The sequence below is a fragment of the Streptomyces sp. CNQ329 genome (genome assembly GCF_000482585.1).
The window spans coordinates 21,268-36,788 of the sequence record NZ_AXVU01000001.1 but is presented as its reverse complement, the minus strand read 5'-3'; the positions used below and the strand labels follow the sequence as shown (position 1 = coordinate 36,788).

General features: G+C 75.5%; 11 protein-coding genes and 2 pseudogenes. 3 read left to right on the top strand and 10 right to left on the bottom strand.

What is annotated here, in order from left to right; all coding sequences use genetic code 11:
• Window positions 1–7: 7 nt before the first annotated feature.
• The 6 genes and pseudogenes from cobT to I003_RS0100155 form a co-directional block, all read right to left on the bottom strand.
• Window positions 8–4,408, bottom strand: a complete 4,401-nt coding sequence (gene cobT / locus I003_RS0100175) for a nicotinate-nucleotide--dimethylbenzimidazole phosphoribosyltransferase (RefSeq protein ID WP_027769613.1) — start codon at window positions 4,406–4,408, stop codon at window positions 8–10.
• Between the two features lie 376 nt (window positions 4,409–4,784).
• The gene (gene cbiE / locus I003_RS0100170; RefSeq protein WP_027769612.1) at window positions 4,785–6,056 is read right to left on the bottom strand and encodes a precorrin-6y C5,15-methyltransferase (decarboxylating) subunit CbiE; all 1,272 of its coding nucleotides are present in this window, start codon (window positions 6,054–6,056) and stop codon (window positions 4,785–4,787) included.
• Window positions 6,057–6,180: 124 nt separating this feature from the next.
• Window positions 6,181–6,786, bottom strand: a complete 606-nt coding sequence (locus I003_RS0100165) for a GNAT family N-acetyltransferase (protein WP_027769611.1) — start codon at window positions 6,784–6,786, stop codon at window positions 6,181–6,183.
• Between the two features lie 77 nt (window positions 6,787–6,863).
• Window positions 6,864–7,574, bottom strand: a pseudogene (locus tag I003_RS36630) (MetQ/NlpA family ABC transporter substrate-binding protein); the annotation flags it as partial.
• 90 nt (window positions 7,575–7,664) lie between these two features.
• Window positions 7,665–8,384: pseudogene (locus I003_RS36625) on the bottom strand (methionine ABC transporter permease); the annotation flags it as partial.
• Entirely contained in the window at window positions 8,381–9,403 is a 1,023-nt protein-coding gene (locus tag I003_RS0100155) for an ATP-binding cassette domain-containing protein (RefSeq protein WP_027769609.1), read from the bottom strand. The gene I003_RS0100155 and the pseudogene I003_RS36625, both read right to left, overlap by 4 nt.
• Before the next feature lie 569 nt (window positions 9,404–9,972).
• On the opposite strand from I003_RS0100155, the gene I003_RS0100150 reads away from it, so the two are divergent.
• Together I003_RS0100150 and I003_RS0100145 are read left to right on the top strand one after the other, a co-directional pair.
• On the top strand, window positions 9,973–10,341 hold the full coding sequence (locus I003_RS0100150) for a hypothetical protein (RefSeq protein WP_027769608.1): 369 nt from the start codon (window positions 9,973–9,975) through the stop codon (window positions 10,339–10,341).
• Window positions 10,334–10,786, top strand: coding sequence for a membrane protein (locus I003_RS0100145; RefSeq protein ID WP_027769607.1), 453 nt, complete (start codon window positions 10,334–10,336; stop codon window positions 10,784–10,786). Before I003_RS0100150 ends, I003_RS0100145 begins: the two co-directional genes overlap by 8 nt.
• Here I003_RS0100145 and I003_RS0100140 read toward each other — a convergent pair.
• Together I003_RS0100140 and I003_RS0100135 are read right to left on the bottom strand one after the other, a co-directional pair.
• The gene (locus I003_RS0100140) at window positions 10,719–11,243 is read right to left on the bottom strand and encodes a GNAT family N-acetyltransferase (protein WP_027769606.1); all 525 of its coding nucleotides are present in this window, start codon (window positions 11,241–11,243) and stop codon (window positions 10,719–10,721) included. The genes I003_RS0100145 and I003_RS0100140 overlap by 68 nt on opposite strands.
• 240 nt (window positions 11,244–11,483) lie before the next feature.
• Window positions 11,484–12,653, bottom strand: coding sequence for a glycerophosphodiester phosphodiesterase (locus tag I003_RS0100135; protein ID WP_027769605.1), 1,170 nt, complete (start codon window positions 12,651–12,653; stop codon window positions 11,484–11,486).
• Window positions 12,654–12,869: 216 nt separating this feature from the next.
• Here I003_RS0100135 and I003_RS0100130 point away from each other — a divergent pair, with 216 nt between their 5' ends.
• Entirely contained in the window at window positions 12,870–13,541 is a 672-nt protein-coding gene (locus I003_RS0100130) for a lysophospholipid acyltransferase family protein (RefSeq protein ID WP_027769604.1), read from the top strand.
• A gap of 33 nt (window positions 13,542–13,574) precedes the next feature.
• Here I003_RS0100130 and I003_RS0100125 read toward each other — a convergent pair whose 3' ends face one another.
• Window positions 13,575–14,852: a sensor histidine kinase gene (locus I003_RS0100125; protein ID WP_027769603.1), complete on the bottom strand. Its 1,278-nt coding sequence runs from the start codon at window positions 14,850–14,852 to the stop codon at window positions 13,575–13,577.
• Complete coding sequence (locus I003_RS0100120) at window positions 14,849–15,520, bottom strand: response regulator transcription factor (protein WP_027769602.1); 672 nt, start codon at window positions 15,518–15,520, stop codon at window positions 14,849–14,851. Before I003_RS0100120 ends, I003_RS0100125 begins: the two co-directional genes overlap by 4 nt.
• Window position 15,521: the final 1 nt, after the last annotated feature.

The following is a 15,521-nucleotide window of genomic DNA, read 5'->3' as shown; positions in this document are numbered from 1 at the left end:
CCCTTGATCAGCCCTTCTCCGTCACGCCCGCCGCGTCGAACGTCGCCACCTCGTGCATGGCCCGCGCCGCGCTCTGCACCAGCGGCAGTGCCAGCAGCGCGCCGGTGCCCTCGCCGAGGCGCAGGTCGAGGTCGATCAGCGGGCGCAGCCCCAGCTTCGTCAGCGCCGCCGTGTGCCCCGGCTCCGGGCTGCGGTGGCCCGCGATGCACGCCGCCAGCGACTCCGGCGCCACCGCGCGGGCGACCAGCGCCGCCGCGCCCGCGCTCACGCCGTCCAGGACGACGGGCGTGCGCAGCGAGGAGCCGGCGAGGATGAAGCCGACGAGCGCGGCGTGTTCCAGGCCGCCGACCGCGGCCAGCACGCCGACCGGGTCGGAGGGGTCGGGGTGGTTGACCTCGATGGCGCGGCGGACGGCCTCGACCTTGCGGGCGTACGTCTCGTCGTCGACACCGGTGCCGCGGCCGGTCACCTCGGCGGCCTCGGAGTCGGTGAAGACCGCGATGAGCGCGGCGGACGCCGTCGTGTTCGCGATGCCCATCTCGCCCGTCAGCAGCGCCTTGTTGCCCGCCGCGACCAGGTCCCGGGCGGTCTCGATGCCGACCTCGACGGCCCGCAGCACCTCCTCGCGGGTCATCGCGGGGCCCGCGGTGATGTCCGCGGTCCCCTTGCGCACCTTCCGCGGCACGAGGCCCGCGGTGGCGGGCAGTTCGGCGGCCACCCCGACGTCCACGACGCACACCTCGGCGCCGACCTGGGCGGCGAAGGCGTTGCAGACGGCGCCGCCGCCGAGGAAGTTGGCGACCATCTGGCCGGTGACCTCCTGCGGCCAGGGCGTGACACCCTGCGCGTGCACGCCGTGGTCGCCGGCGAAGACAGCGACGGCCGCGGGCTCCGGCACCGGCGGCGGGCACTTGCGGGACAGGCCGCAGAGCTGCGCGGAGATGATCTCCAGCATGCCGAGCGACCCGGCCGGCTTCGTCATCCGCTTCTGCCGCTCCCACGCCTCACCGAGCGCCTTGGCGTCCAGCGGGCGGATGCCCTCCAGGGTCTCCGCGAGCAGGTCGTGCGGGTCCTCGCCGGGCAGCGCGCGGCGGCCGTAGCTCTCCTCGTGGACGACCCAGGACAGCGGGCGGCGCTTGGACCAGCCGGCCTGCACCAGCTCCGGCTCCTCGGGGAACTCGTCGACGTAGCCCAGGCAGAGGTACGCCACGACGTCCAGGTGCTCGGGCAGGTCCAGCTCGCGGACGAGTTCGCGCTCGTCGAAGAAGCTGACCCAGCCGACGCCGAGACCCTCGGCGCGGGCGGCGAGCCAGAGGTTCTCGACGGCGAGCGCGGAGGAGTACGGGGCCATCTGCGGCTGCGTGTGCCGGCCGAGGGTGTGCCGGCCGCCGCGGGTGGGGTCGGCGGTGACGACGATGTTCACCGGGGTGTCCCGGATGGCCTCGACCTTCAGCTCCTTGAACTGCTTCGCGCGGCCCTTGGGCAGGCTCTTCGCGTACGCCTCGCGCTGCCGCCGGGCCAGCTCGCGCATCCGGTGGCGGGTCTCCTCGGAGCGGATGACGACGAAGTCCCAGGGCTGGGAGTGGCCGACGCTGGGGGCGGTGTGGGCGGCCTCCAGGACGCGGAGCAGCACCTCGTGCGGGACGGGGTCGGAGCGGAAGCCGTTGCGGATGTCGCGGCGTTCGCGCATGACGCGGTGGACGGCCGCGCGCTCGGCGTCGGCGAAGCCGGGGGCCGCGTCGGGGGCGTCCCGGTCGCCGTCGGGGGCGGCGGGGCCGGGAGCCGCTGCACCGTCGGCGGGGGTGCCGGCCGCGGGTGCCGGGACGGCCGTCGGCTCGTCCGCGGGGGCGGGGCGGGGCGCCGGGGAGGACTGCGCCGGTACGGAGGCACCCGACGCCGCGGCGTCCTGGGCCTGCGCGTCGCCGGCCGGGGTCGCGGCGGTGACCGTCGCGCTCACGGCGGAGCCGCGGCGCCGCCGGCCGCGGATCTGTGTCACGCCGGCGGCGGCGCGCGGCGCGGAGTCGGCCGCGGGCTGCGCCTCGGCCGCGGGGTCGGCCGCCGCTTCTCCGGCGGTGCCGGAGGGGGCGGCATGGGCACCGTTCTTCACGCCGAGCGACACGCCGCGCCGCCCGCCGGAGGCGGCGTGCACGGCGCCGGCGGGTGCGGCTTCGTCGCTCGCCGCCCGCGCGGCCGGCACGGCGGGCTGCCCGCCGGATACGGCCTGGCCGTTCGCCGCCCGCGCCTTGGCACCGTTGACGGTCTGCCCGCTGGTGACGGCGTGCAGCACGGCTGCGTCCCCGTTCGGCCCGGCGGGCTCGCCCTGGCGGCCCACCTGTGCCGGGGAGTCGCCGCCGGTCTGCCCGTCCGCCTGCGCGGCGGCGGGTTCGGCGGCGGCCGTCCGGTCGCCGGGCACCTGCTCGCCGGCCGGGGCCTCGCCGTTGCCGGCGGGCGGCACCGCGGTGCCGTCGCCGGGTACGGCGCGGAGGACCGTGCCGTCCGCCGACCCGGCTCCGGTGGCGGAGCCGTCCCGACCACCGTCCAGCTCCGGGGAGTTGCCGCCGGACTGCTCGCCGGGTACGGCGTGGGACGCGGCACCGTCCGCGGGGTCACCGGCGGGCGCCCGGTCCTGCGCGGAGCCCTCCGGCCCGCTCGGCGGGGCGGCGGCGGGCACGGCCGCCGCGGCGTTGCCGGGCTGTCCGGCCGCGTGCGGGGGTGCGGGATGCGGGGCTGCGGTGTGCGGCGCGGCACCGTACGCGGGGCCGGCGCCCGGTACCTGTTCCCCGGCGGACCCGTCCGCCACGCCCGACACCGCGGCGGCAGCGGCCAGTCGGCCGTCCCGTACCGCATGCGGCGCGGGCCTCTCCGCCGCGTCAGCGCCCGGCGGGCGGCCTCCGGCGGGGTTCTCCGGGCCGCCCGTGACGGCGCCGGGCACGGCCGCTGCCGCGGCGCCGGTCTGTCCGCCCGGGGCCGGGGGGGTCGGCTGCGTGTGGGCCGCGGCGGCGGCCTCATCCGCGGGCTGTGGCCCGGCGGCGCCGTTCCGGCCGTCCGGGGCCGCCGTGGCACCGCCGTGGGCGGAGATGCCGCGGCCCAGGGACGCGCCCGCGGATGCCGCCGCCCTGCGGACGGCGGCCTGCGCCGCGTCCACGGGGGCGGCCGCGGGTGCACCGACCGCGTTCTGATCAGCGGCGGCGTCGGCGGCGTGCGCAGGCTGGGCCGGTCCGCCGTCCGGTCCCGGGCCGGTACCGCCGGCGGTGCCCTGGGCGGCGTTCGCCGGGGCCGGCGCCGTGGCGCCGTCGCCCTCGGGCGCCGCTTCCGGGACGGCCGCGGGGTCCGCCCCGGCCTGGGCGGCGGTGTCACCGTCGGCGGGGTGCGACACGCCGGTCCAGCCGGCCGGGGCGGGCGGGATCTCTCCGAGCTGCGGGCCGGGCAGGCGGGGCGTGCCGGCCCGGGTGACGTCCAGATACTCGGGGCCGACCGTCGGCGGCCCCGGCGTCCGCACCGGCGGCTGCGGAGCCGGCCCGCCGGCCCCGGCCACCTGCGGCGGTACGGAACCCGCCGCGGTCGGCACCGGCTCCCCCGGTGCGGCCGTGCCCTGGCCCGGGGCGAGTCCGCCCGGCGCGTTCCTCCCCGGCTCGGGAGCCCGGCCCGCGGCCTGCCCTCCGGCGGCGGTCGCCTCCCGGCCCCCGCCGGCCGGACCCGGAGCACCCTGGTCCGGTACGGCGCCCGCCACCGCGCCCGCCGCGGCGGGCGCACTCTGCGCGGAGCCCGGCGCGGTGTCCGCTCCCGCGGCTGCGCTCCCTTCGGCCTGCTCCGGCGCCGCTGCGGAGCCGGGCCCCGCGGCACCCCCGGCGGTGTGCTCGGGGCCGGCGGCGACGTCCGGGGCAGGAGCGCTCTGTCCGGCGGCCTGCGGGCCGGCCGCGGTCGCCGGAGCCGGTGAACCGGCCCCCCTGCCGCCCGCGTTGCCCGCCTGCGCCGCGCCGTCCGTCACCGGGGCACCGCCCGCGGCGGTCGCCGCGTCCGCGGCGGCGACCGCCTCGCGCGTGTCCACCGAGCCGCTCGCCGGGCCACGGTCCGCGAGCGAACGCACCACTCCCCCGGCCTGCTCCGGCACCGGCGGGCCCATGTGCAGCGGACGCCGCTGCGCGCCCGTGGCCGGCTCCGCACCGCCCGCGGGGGGCGCGCTCCGGGCACCGGCGGAGGCCGGGACCCGCGGGTCCGTCCAGGCGCCCTGCGCGCCGGGCAGGAAGAGGAAGTCGTCGTCGTCCGCCGTTCCCTCGGCCGCCGGGGCGGTCTCGGCGGGCGCGGCGGCCCCCGGCAGGTCGTCGGGGGCGGCGGCGGGGCGGTGTCCTCCGGCGGCGTCGTCCGGCCCCGGCTGGTGCCCCTCCGGGAGCTTGCCGGTGTCAGTCATGCGTCCGTACCCCTCGCCCATCGTTCCAGCTCCCTCTCCGACCGTTCGTCCGGCAGCAGCCCCCCGCGGGACAGACCGGCCGCCCATAGCTAGAACGAGCACACCCCGCCCGGCGGCACGACCGCCCCCGCAGGGTTGACGTTCCCGACAACTGCGACAAGACCCCCGGACATTACCGGCATTCGGCAACGCTGCAACGAATGCCAGGTCACGGCACAACAGTCGGCCAGCCTACCCGCAATCCGCACGCGAGTCCGGCTGGGGTGGCGGCCCGCGGGCGCCGTCCGGTGCATGGCGGGGAGCACCGGGCGCACGCCTCCCGCGCGCCCGGAGCGCATCGCACGCACCGCGCGCACCCATGCGCGCACCCTGCGGCTCAGCCCGCGCGGTTCCCCGCGATCAGGAAGACCACCGTGCGCTCCCGCTCCCGCCAGCCGGCGCCCTGTCCCGCGTCCGCGGGCGCCTCCGGGTCGAGGTCGACGGACTGCAGCAGCGAACACTCCACGGCGTACCCGGCGTCCGTGAGGGCGCGTACGACCTCCTCGGCGCCGTCCCGGGTGCGAGCGTGCGCGACGATCCGCTCCGGGCGCCGGGCCGCGCATTCCGCGACGACCGCCGCGCCGCCTCCCCCGACCCGTACGACGTCGGGCTCGGGCAGATCGTTGAGGACACCGGGGGCGGTGCCGTGGACGGTCTGCAGCAGGACCCCGAAGCGCCGGGCCGCCGCGGCGGCGCGGGCGCAGGCGTCGGCGTCACGGTCGACGGCGATGACGGCGGCGCCGAAGCGGGCGGCCTCGACCGCCGCCGCGCCGCTGCCGGAGCCGATGTCCCACACCAGGTCGCCCTGCCGGGGCCCGAGCCGGGCGAGTTGGAGGGCGCGCAGGTGCGGCGCCTCGCCCTCGTCGGGCGCGGTGGCGTACTCCGCGGCGGCCAGGCTCCAGCCGCGCGCCGCGGGCGGGTAGCCCGCGTCGTGCCCGGCGAGCCAGCCGCCGGCCGCGGGCGCGGCGGCGCCTCCGGGCCCCGTGGGTCCGGCTCCCGCCGCCACACCTCCGCCGATCACCAGCGTCACGTTCGGGTCGCGCCAGACGTGCTCGGCCACCTTGTCGGAGGTGAGGACCGTCACCCGCTCCTGTGCGCCGCCCAGCTCCTCGCAGATGACGAACGTGCGGTGGACGTCCCGCAGCAGCAGGGCGAGTTCGGCGGGCCCGGCGCCGGGCGAGGTGAGGACGGCGACCTTGGGGTGCGCCCGGCAGACGTTCACCGCCCGGCGCAGGCTGCGCTCGTACGCGACGACGACCTGCGCGTCGTCCCACGGCATCCCGGCACGGGCGAAGGCGGCGGCGACGGACGAGACCGCCGGCAACACCTCGACCTCCAGGCCGTGTTCAGGGGCGCGCAGGGTGCGTACGACGCCGAAGAAGCCCGGGTCGCCGTCGGCGAGGACCACCGCCGTGCCGCGGTGCCGGGCGATTCTCCGGGCCGCGAGGCCCACGCTGCCCAGCCGGATCCGCTCGGCTCCCGGCGGCACCTCGGGCAGCGCGAGGTGGTGCGCCGCCCCGGCGACGAGGCTGGCCGCGCCGAGGGCGGCGCGGGCCGCCTCGGTCAGCGGAGAACCGTCCCACCCGATCACGGTGACCCGGTCCGCCATCGCTCACTACTCTCCTGGTCGTCGACTGCGGGGACGCGCCGGCGGGCCGGCGCCCGCTCCCGGCCCGCGGCGGCCCGCGCGTACGTGTGCGTACGGGCGAAGGCGCGCCGGAGGTAAGGGAGCGTCAGAGCACACTACTCTCGCCGTCCGCGTCCAGATCCTCCGGCAGGAGGCTCCAGACGATCAGGTCGGTGCGGATGTCCGTCCAGCCGCCGTCCTCGGTGCGGGTGCGCGCTATCCAGGCGTTGCGCAGGACGCCCTCGCTGATGCCGCCGATCTTCTGCGCGACCTGCTGCGCCGCGGTGTTGTCCGCGGCCGTGCGCAGTTCCAGACGCTCGAACTTCTGCACGTCGAAGAGCCAGCGCGCGACGACGAGCACCGACTCGGCGGCGTACCCCTCGCCGCGCGCCCAGGGGGCGACGGCGTAGGAGACCTCGGCGGCCAGCGTGCGCCAGTCGGTGCGCTTCAGGTGCACGACGCCGACGAGCCGCTGGGTGAGGAACTCCGAGACCGCGAAGACGATGCCCCGGCCGCCGGTGCGCTCGGCCGGGGCTACGCGCGTCACCCAGTCGTGGGCGTCGTCCCGGGTGTACGGGTGCGGCGCCTGCGTCCACGCGGTGACGGCCTCGTCGTTCATCATCTCCGTCAGCGCCGGCACGTCCTCCTCGTCGAACGGGCGGAGCACCAGCCGGTCCGTGCTGAGGGAGACGTCCGGGAAGGTGGATGACATGCGCTTCTCCGAGTGCGTGGACCGATGACGAGCTGACCCGGACAGCATGCAGCATCCGCGGGCGGATATGCCACGGCTCAGCCGACCGGACCGAACACCGGTACGGACGAGGGGAACTCCTTCTCCATGAACGCCTTGACCTCCGGGGAGTTGAGCAGGTCGCCGAGCCTCCTGATCTCCGGGTCGTCCGCGTCGCCGGCCCGGACGGCGAGGATGTTGACGTACGGGTTGCCCTCGGTCTCCTCCAGCGCGAGGGCGTCCTTTCGCGGATCGAGGCCGGAGTCGATGGCGTAGTTGCCGTTGATCACGGCGGCGTCGACGTCCTGCAGCGCCCGCGGCGTCTGGGCGGCCTCCAGTTCCCGGATGCCCAGGCCGCGGTCGTCGGCGATGTCGCCGAGGGTGGCGTTGAGGCCGGTGCCGTCCTTCAGCTCGATGAGGCCCTCGGCGTCGAGGAGGTGGAGGGCGCGGCCTTCGTTGGTGGTGTCGTTCGGTACGGCGACGGTGTCGCCGCTGCCGAGGCCGGAGACGCCGTCGGCCCGGTCGGAGTAGAGGCCGAGCGGTTCGACCAGCACGCCGACGGTGGGGACGATGTCGGTGCCGTTCTTGTCGTTGTAGTCGTCGAGGAACGGGGTGTGCTGGAAGAAGTTGGCGTCGGCCTCGCCGTCGGCGACGGCCTCGTTGGGCTTGACGTAGTCGGTGAACTCGCGGATGCGCAGGTCGATCCCGGCGTCCTCGGCGAGGTTGTCCTTGACGAAGGTGAGGATGTCGCCGTGCGGCGCGGGCGTCGCGGCCACGGTGACGGTGCCGGCGCCGCCGTCGCCGCCGTCGGAGGTGAGGTTGGCGGTGCCCACGGTGAGCGTGCCGACGAGCGCGATACCCGCCACCGCGGTGACGTAGGCCCGTGCGGGGCGGGAGACGCGCAGGTAGGCGGCGCTGCGGCTGCTGCGGTCGCTGAGGCTGCGGACGAAGAAGTCGCCGGTGAGCTGGACGGCGTTGACGAGGACGACGAGCAGCACGACGGTGACGAGCATGACGTCGCCCTCGTAGCGCTGGTAGCCGTAGCGGATGGCCACGTCGCCGAGGCCGCCGCCGCCCACGGCGCCGGCCATGGCGGAGTAGCCGACGAGGGCGATGACGGTGGTGGTCAGCCCCGCGACCAGCGACGGCAGCGCCTGCGGCAGCAGCGCCTTGGAGACGACGGTCCAGGTGCTGCCGCCCATCGACTGGACGGCCTCGGCGAGGCCGGTGTCGACCTCCCGTACCGCGGTCTCGACCAGCCGGGCGAAGAAGGGGATCGCGCTGACCGCCAGCGGCACGATGGCGCCCTTGAGGCCGATCGACGTACCGGCCAGCGCGCGGGTGAACGCGGTCAGCGCCAGCATCAGGATGATGAACGGCAGCGAGCGGCCGATGTTCACGACGAGCCCGATGACCCGGTTGACCAGGACGTTCTCCAGCGGCCTGCCGCGGTCGGTGAGGACCAGCAGCACGCCCAGCGGGGTGCCGGCGACGACGGCGATGAGGGCCGCCCAGCCGACCATGGCCAGCGTCTCCCAGAGCCCGGTCAGCAGCTCGGGGCGTATCTCGGTCCAGCTCACGGGGCACTCTCCAGGGCGGGCAGGTACGCGGCGCCGAAGCCGACCGGGTCGATCTGCAGGCCCTGCTCGCGCAGGAAGCCCAGGGGGACGACGTTCTCCTCGTACGGGCCGGGGAGTTCGATGCGCATGCGGCCGATCTGCCGGCCGCCGACGGTGTCCATCGCGGCGCCGAGGATCGACACGTCGAGGTGGTACGTGCGGGACAGGTGGGAGATCACCGGCCGGCCGCGGACGTCGCCGTGGAAGGTGATGTCGACGATGGTGCCGGCGGTTCCGTACGCCTCGCCGCCGACGGGGAAGAGCTGGGCGGCGATCTCGGAGCCGGGGGTGGCCAGCAGCTCGTCGAGGGTGCCGGATTCGGTGATGCGGCCGGAGCGCATCAGGGCGGCGGAGTCGCAAACGGCCTTGACGACGTCCATCTCGTGGGTGATGAGCAGGACCGTGAGGCCGAGTTCGCGGTTGAGTTCGCGCAGCAGCTCCAGGACGGAGCGGGTGGTCTCCGGGTCGAGGGCGGAGGTGGCCTCGTCGGAGAGGAGTACCCGCGGGTCGCCGGCGAGCGCGCGGGCGATGCCGACGCGCTGCTTCTGGCCGCCGGACAGTTGCGCCGGGTACGCCCTGGCCCGGTCGGCGAGGCCGACGAGGTCGAGCAGGTCGAGCGCCTTGCGGGCCCGCTCCTGCCCGGACAGGCCCAGGATCTCCAGCGGCAGTTCGACGTTGTCCTGCACGGTGCGGGCGCTCAGCAGGTTGAAGTGCTGGAAGATCATGCCGATGCGGGTGCGGGCCGCGCGCAGCTCGCGGCCGGAGAGGGCCGTGAGTTCCTGGCCGGCGACGGTGACCGCGCCGGAGTCGGGGCGCTCCAGGAGGTTGATGCAGCGGATGAGGGTGGACTTGCCGGCGCCGCTGCGGCCGACGACGCCGAAGACCTCGCCCTCGCGTACGCGCAGGTCGACGCCGTCGAGCGCGGCGGTCTCACGGCCGCGGGAGCGGTAGACCTTCGTGAGGTCCGTCACTGTGATCACGTGGGCTTCTCTCGCTTTCGGGTGCCCGGCCGCGGGCGCGCGGGCGGGCACGGCGCGCCCGCGGCGGGGCACGCTGTTCGGGGGTCGGGGGGCTCCGGGCGGCGGCACGCGGAGGCGCGGCGCCGTCAGGGGCACACGGGCGCGGCTCTCGGCACGGCCGTGCGGGGCACGGCGGCGGAGCGGCCCGCGGACTCGCTTCGGGGCGCGAGTCTCGTGACGGGGGCCCTCAGCGGTGCATTCGACACATACAACGAGCACCGGGCGGCACATTCATCGCCTCGGTCGCACAGGTGCGGCTGCTCGTCCTGGTCATGCGGGCCAGTTAAACAGATCGCCGGCGCGGGCCGGGAGCGCCGTCCGCATGGCGGACGACGCCGGACGCTCCGTCGCCTGCGTCCCCGCATACCGCTGTGACCTGCGCCGATACACCGCCGGACGGAGAGGCGGGCGCGGGACCGCGGGGCAGGCGCTGTGGTCAACGCCACGACCGGGGGCGGGCTTGCCCCGGGCGTCCGGACCGCGCCGGGACCCGGATCGGGGGACGTCGGAGGACACAGTAAGGTCGAGTCATGTTCCTCCCCTTGACGATCGCGGTCGCGGTGGCCGCGCTCGCTCTCGCGGCCTGGTGCGGGCACGCCGCCGTCAAGGATCAGCCCACGAAGGACTGGCACTTCGGCGGCATGGCCGTGGTGACGCTTCTCGCGCTGGCCCAGATGGTCGTCGGGCTGGTGCAGCTCGGCCGCGGCGAGGACCCGGACGAGGGCACGGCGGTGTTCGTCGCCTATCTGCTCGCCGCCGCGTTCGCGGTGCCCGCGACCGGTGTGCTGTCGCTCTCGGAGCGCAGCCGCTGGGGCTCGGCGACGGTGGCCGCCGGAGGATTCGTCCTGGCGGTCCTCCAGGTCCGGCTGCACGACATCTGGACGGGCACCGGTGCCTGAGAGCCGGCCGGCGGCCGGGGAGCCGCGCGAGCCCGGACTGTCCAGCGGGCCCGGACGGCTGATCCTCGCGCTGTACGGCGTCTTCGCCGTCGGCGCCACCTCACGGGCGGTCTACCAGCTCAGCACGCAGTTCGACGAGGCGCCGCTCGCGTACGTGCTGTCGGCGCTGGCCGCCGTCGTCTACGTCTTCATCACCGCCGCCCTGGCGCGCGGCGGTGAGACGGCTCGGCGGCTCGCGGTGGTGTGCATCACCGCCGAGCTGGTCGGCGTGCTGGCGATCGGCACGTGGACGGAGGTGCAGCCCTCCGAGTTCCCGGACCAGACCGTGTGGTCCGACTACGGCCGCGGCTACCTCTTCCTGCCCGTCATCCTGCCGGTCATCGGGCTGTGGTGGCTGAGGAGACAGCCGTCGCGTCGGCGCCCTGCGGAGCCTTCTCCAGAGTGACCAGGCTCAGCCGCGGGCTGACCTTCTCCGTGCCCACCGGGGCGTAGCCCAGCCGCCGGTAGAGCCGCAGGTTCGCCTCGCTGCGGTGTCCGGTGAAGAGCTGGAACCGCTTGACCTGGTCCCCGCTCTCGGCGAGCCGGACCTCCATGGCGAGCAGCAGCCGGGCGCCGAGTCCGTGCCCCTGCATACGGGGGTGCACGATGAGCCGGTTGATGACGGCGGTGCCGTTGATCTCGACGGTGCCGCGGACGGCGCCGACGACCTCGTCGCCGAGGCGGGCGACGACGGCGGCGCCGCGCGCGAACTCCGCGCGCAGCTCGTCGAGGGTCTCGGTGAGCGGGGGTATGCGGTAGTCCCCGTACAGCGCGGCCTCGGCCTGGTAGCAGAGGTACTGGAGTTTCAGGACCTGCTCGGCGTCGTCGTTCGTCGCCGGCGTAATCGTCACACTCTTGCCCATGCCGCGCCCGCCTCCTCAAGTGCACCCAGTTGAAGACCGCAAGAACTTGCGGCCTACGGCGTGTTTCCCCGCACTTCACCCGGCGCAACCTCCGCCGGGTGCATTCTGCGCGGCGCGGTCGGGCCGTGGCTACGGACAGGGCCGGTACGGCCCTGTGATATTGCCAACTCACCCGGGATGTCCGGTTCCTGACATCGGTCACGGCCGGAGGGGCCGCCGGTCGGCGGCGGCCCCCGCGGGTCAGCCCTGTGCGAGGAAATCGTCCCGGGCGAGGAGCCCGGTGTCGGGGTTGTCGGTGAAGATGCCGTCGATGCCCGTCTCGAAGTAGACCTGGAACGCGCCGAAGGCGTCGCCGTACTGCGCCGGGTCCGTCCCCGTGCGGAAGCCGGTCGGCAGGAAGGTGTTCTCGTTGCGCATCGTGTACGGGTGCAGCACCAGCCCGGCGTCGTGCGCGTCGCGGACGAGCGTCGTCGGCTCCAGCAGCCCGCCGGTGGAGTCCTTCGGGATGATCAGGTCGAGGGTGGGGCCGAGCCCCTTGGCGAAGCCCGCGATCCACGCCAGCCCTTCCGGCGTGACCAGGTCGGCGACGGTGCGCGGATCGCCCGCCTCGACGAAGTCCCACGGCCGCGAGGACGCCCCGCCGAGGAGCACCACGCCCGGAGAGCGGACGAGTCCGGCAAGCCGCTCGACGCTGGTGGGCTCGAACGACTGCAGGAAGACGGGCGAGTTGCTCTTGTCCCGGCCGTAGCGGCGCAGCAGCCGGGCCAGCGGCTCCTCCAGCTCCAGGCCGAGGGAGCGGAAGTAGCTGGGGTGTTTCGTCTCCACGTGGAGCCACACCGGCCGGCCGGTGGCGCGCCGCTGCCGCTCCGCCCACTGCAGCACCTCCTCGAAGGCAGGCACCTCCCAGCGGCCGTCGTAGAGGGTGTTGCGCTGCCGTACGTCCGGGATGCGCTCCTTGGCGCGCAGCGTCTTCAGCTCGGCGAGGGTGAAGTCCTCGGTGAACCAGCCCGTGATCTGGGCGCCGTCGACCGTCTTGGTGGTCCGGCGGTCGGCGAACTCGGGGTGGTCCGCGACGTCGGTGGTGCCGCCGATCTCGTTCTCGTGGCGGCAGACGAGGTGGCCGTCGCTGGTCGGCACGAGGTCCTGCTCGATGACGTCCGCGCCCATGTCGAGCGCGAGCTGGTACGCACCGAGGGTGTGCTCCGGCCGGTAGCCGCTCGCCCCGCGGTGCGCGATCACCGCCGGGCTGGGCAGCCGTCCGCCCACTCCCGGCCCGCCGTTGCCGCCGGGCCCCTCCGCGGCCCGTGCCGTGCCGGGCAGGCCCGCCGCGGCCACCGCGCCGCCCAGCGCCGCCGCGCCGAGCACCGCCCGTCTGCCGGGCTGCCGCCGCTCCGTACCGCCGTCGCTCATGTCAGCTACCTCTCCGTCGTACCCGCGCCGTGCCGGCGCCTCGACAAAAGACGGCCCGATGTTAGGGCTCCCCGGCGCGGGTGCGGGAGACTTGCGGCGGCGTGCTCGTGAAATCGGCGGCAACACCGCGTTCCGGCCGGTCGGATCCGGAGTGGGAACCGCGCGGGCAGGCGGGTATCGTCCCAGGTGTCACCACCCCGACCGGAGGATCCTTCGTTGTTCCGCATCCTGATCAAGGCGTTCCTCGGCTTGCTCATGCGTGTCCTGTACCGCCCCCGGGTAGAGGGCCACGAGCACATCCCCGGCACGGGCCCGGTCGTCCTCGCCGGCAACCACCTCACGTTCGTCGACTCGATGTTCCTCGGCCTGGTCGTGAAGCGACCGGTCTTCTTCATCGGCAAGGACGAGTACGTCACGGGCAAGGGCGTCAAGGGCCGTCTCATGGCCTGGTTCTTCACCTCGGTCGGGATGATCCCGGTGGACCGGGACGGCGGTCGCGGCGGCGTCGCGGCGCTGATGACCGGGCGCCGGATCCTGGAGGAGGGCCGGGTCTTCGCCATCTACCCCGAAGGCACCCGCTCCCCCGACGGCCGGCTGTACCGGGCCCGCACGGGCGTGGCGCGGCTGACGCTGATGACCGGCGCGCCGGTGGTGCCGTTCGCGATGATCGGCACGGAGAAGATCCAGCCAGGCGGCGCGGGCAGGCCGCGGATCGCCCGGTTCACGGTGCGCTTCGGGGAGCCGCTGGACTTCTCCCGCTACGAGGGCATGGACCGCGACCGGTACGTGCTGCGCGCGGTGGCCGACGAGGTGATGAGCGAGGTCATGCGGCTGTCCGGCCAGGAGTACGTCGACGTGTACGCCACGAAGGTGAAGTCCGCGGCCTGAGCCGCAGGCACGGCCGCCCCGGCGCCGCGGCGCCTACGTCGCCGGCACCTCCGCCGGCCCGTCGTCCCCGGCGCCGCGCATCTTTGCGGGCAGACCGTCCGGCGGGCCGCCCGCCCCGCGCGCGCCGGCCGCCGCGCCCGCGTCGGGCAGCCACAGCACGAACGTGCTGCCCGCGCCCACCCGCGAGAACAGCCGCGGCTGCCCGCCGTGCGACTCCACGATCTGCCGCACGATCGCCAGGCCCAGTCCCGTGTGCCGGTCGCGGGGCCGGCCCTCCCGGCCCGCGTCGCCGCGCCAGAACCGGTCGAAGACCCTGGCCTGCTCGCCCTCGCCGATACCCGGCCCCGCGTCCTGCACGGCGATCCACAGCCAGCCCTCCGCGCGGCCGGCCGCGACCGTGATGCGGCTGCCGGCGGGCGCGAGGCGCACCGCGTTGGAGAGCAGGTTGCCCACGGCCCGGCGCAGCGCGTACGGGTCGCCGATCAGCACCAGGCCCTCGTCCAGCCGGCGCCGGATCACCAGCCCGCGCTCCGCCGCCAGCGGCGCGAACTCCTCGCACGCCTCGTCCGCCACCGCCGCCAGGTCCACGTCCGCGTCGGCGAAGGCGGCGGCGGACCGCCGCGCCGTGGCGAGCAGGTCCTCCACCAGCCGGGTCATCCGCGTGGTGGCCCGGTCGACCACGGCGACGGCCCGGCGGCGCTCCTCCGGCTCGGACTCCTCGACCGTCAGCACCGCGTCGAGGTTGGCCCGGATGATGGCCAGCGGGGTGCGCAGCTCGTGCGAGGCGTCGTCCACGAGCTGGCGCTGCGCGGCGAACGCGCCGTCGAGCCGGTCGAGCATGGAGTCGACGGTGTCGGCGACCATGCGCAGTTCGTCGCGCGGGCCGTCGAGCCGGATGCGGCGGGAGAGGTCGCTGCCGGCCTGGATCTCCTCGGCGGTGCGGGCGATGGCGCGGACGGGGCGCAGCGCCCGGCCGGAGAGCACCCAGCCGGTGCCGAGGCTGGCGACGGCCACCCCGCCGAGCACGGCGAAGGAGAAGGTGCGCAGGTTGCCCAGGGTCTCGTAGTTGACGGCGGCCTCGACGTCCTCGGCCTTGACGACGTCGATGTCCCCGACCCGTACGCCGTCCACCCGCTTCTCGGCCCGCAGCTCCTTGCTGACCGGATGGGCGTCGCCGCTTCGCTGCACCGCGACGTAGGCGCCGCCGAGGACCAGCGCGGTCAGGCAGAACACCAGCACCGAGTACAGCACCGTGAGCCGGAAGCGGATGGTGTGGACGAACGCCGGCAGCGGCAGCCGGGGCCGCCTCACGGCGTCTGCTCCTTCAGCCGGTAGCCGTGCCGGATCACGGTCTCGATCAGCGGCTCGTCCTGGCCGGTGACCTTGCGGCGCAGCGAACCGACGGTGACGCGCACGGTGTTGGTGAACGGGTCGGCGTTCTCGTCCCAGACGTGCTCCAGCAGCTCCTCGGCGGAGACCACGCGGCCGGGCCGCGTCATCAGGTAGTGCAGCACGCCGAACTCCTTGGGGGTGAGCCGCAGCGGGCGGCTCCCCCGGTACGCCTCGAACCGGGCGGTGTCCAGCCGCAGTTCGCCGACCTCGACGACGGACGTGCCGCCCTCGTCACGGCGCAGGAGGGCCCGTATCCTCGCCAGCAGCTCCGGCAGCGCGAAGGGTTTGACGAGGTAGTCGTCGGCGCCCGCGTCGAGGCCGCGTACCCGGTCGGCCAGGCGGTCGCGGGCCGTGAGCATCAGGATCCGCGGGCCGCCGGGGGCCGCGCGTATCTCCCGGCAGACGGCGAGGCCGTCGCCGTCGGGCAGGGTGAGGTCCAGCAGCACGAGGTCGTAGTCGTTGACCCCGAGCCGCTCCATCGCGCCGTCGACGTCGGCGGCGGTGTCGACCGCGTACCCGGAGCGCACCAGCCCGACCCTGAGCGCGCCCACCAGGTCCTCTTCGTCCTCGACCACGAGTATCCGCATG